A 1663-nucleotide genomic window follows, 5' to 3' on the forward strand; every position below is an offset into this window, starting at 1 on the left:
GCGCATCCCCCGCGCGTTCGCCCCGCCCGCGCACGGAGTAGTCACCCTCGCGCAGCGCGGCCAGCAGGCCCGCCACCGTGTGCAGCGGCCGCACCACGCGCTCGCGCAGGGCCAGACACGCTCCGGCGGGGACGCACACCACCAGCACGGACAGCGTCCAGCGCACCTTGGCGCTGAAGTCCCCGGCCCACAGCAGCGCGAGCGCCACGACGACGGCGGGCAGGGCCGCGAGGACCGCGAGCCCCACGACGCGCAGGTCATGCGGCCAGGGCTTCGGCCCGAGCTTCAACGGGCGCCCTTGATGCCGTAGTACTGGAGGCGCCGGTAGAGCGCGCTGCGCGACAGGCCCAGGGCCTTGGCCGCCTCGCTCACGTTGCCGTCCTGACGGCCCAGGGCGCGCTCGATGAGGTAGCGCTCCACCTCCTCCAGCGTCATCTCCTCCAGCCGCGCGGAGCCTCCACTGTTCGGCCCGGCGCGCTTGAGCAGCAGGTCCTCCGCCGCCACCCGGTCCCCGGTCGCCATCAGCAGGGAGCGCTCCACCGCGTGCTCCAGCTCGCGCACGTTGCCCGGCCACGGGTAGGCCATCAGGGCCTCCAGCGCGTCCGGCGCCAGGTGGACGCCGGGACGGCCGTAGCGCTGGCCCTGGGCCGCGAGGAAGTGCGCGGCGAGCAGCGGGATGTCCTCGCGCCGCTCGCGCAGGGGCGGCAGCTGCACCTCCACGGTGTTGAGCCGGTAGAGCAGGTCCTCGCGGAACCGGCCTTCAATCACCGCGCGGCCCAGGTCCACGTTGGTGGCGCTCACCACGCGCACGTCCACCTTGCGCGTGCGCGACGAGCCCACCGGGTGCAGCTCCCCCGTCTGGAGGACGCGCAGCAGCTTCGCCTGCTGGGCCAGCGGCATGTTGCCAATCTCATCCAGGAAGAGCGTGCCGCCGTCCGCCAGCTCGAAGCAGCCGATGCGGTCCGTCTTCGCGTCGGTGAAGGCGCCCTTCACGTGGCCGAACAGCTCGCTTTCGAAGACGCCCTCGGACAGGCCGCCGGAGTTCACGGCGACGAAGGGCCGGTCCGCGCGGGGGCTGGCCGCGTGGAGCAGGCGCGCCACCACCTCCTTGCCGGTGCCGTGCTCTCCGGTGACGAGCACCGGCGCCGCGGACGGCGCCACGCGTTCGATGAGCCGGCGCACCGGCAGCATGGCGCGCGACTCGCCCACCAGCGGGGAGCGTCCGCCCTGTTCGCGGCGCAGGTGCTGGTTCTCCTCCTCCAGCCGCCGGGTGCGCCGCAGCGCGCGGGCCAGCTCCAGCTGCGTGCGCAGCGTGGCCAGGAGGCGCGTGTTGTCCCAGGGCTTCTGCACGTAGTCCCGGGCCCCCGCGCGCATCGCCTCCACCGCGCCCTCCACGCTGCCCCACGCGGTCATCACCACCACGGGCAGCAGGGCATCCCGCGCGCGAAGCTGGCCGAGCAGGTCCAGGCCCTCGCGCCCGGACGTCGTGTCGCGCGCGTAGTTGAGGTCCATCAGCACCAGCTCCACGTCCTCCGCGTCCAGCGTGGCGAGCACGCCCGAGGGGGACTGGGCGCTCACCACCGTGTAGCCGTCGCGCTTGAGCAGGAGCCGCAGCGCCTCCAGCACATCCGGCTGGTCGTCGGCCACGAGGATGCGGGTGGGG

The 1663-nt window shown here is 74.1% G+C and carries 1 protein-coding gene and 1 pseudogene; both read right to left on the minus strand.

The window, feature by feature from the left end:
* Positions 1 to 289: pseudogene (locus D7X74_RS41810) on the minus strand (PAS domain-containing sensor histidine kinase); the annotation flags it as partial.
* Positions 286 to 1663 (minus strand): sigma-54 dependent transcriptional regulator (locus D7X74_RS41815; protein ID WP_199742023.1); only part of this gene is annotated, 1378 nt, incomplete at its 5' end. The pseudogene D7X74_RS41810 and the gene D7X74_RS41815, both read right to left, overlap by 4 nt.

Source organism: Corallococcus sp. CA047B (assembly GCF_003612065.1).
Lineage (GTDB): Bacteria > Myxococcota > Myxococcia > Myxococcales > Myxococcaceae > Corallococcus > Corallococcus praedator.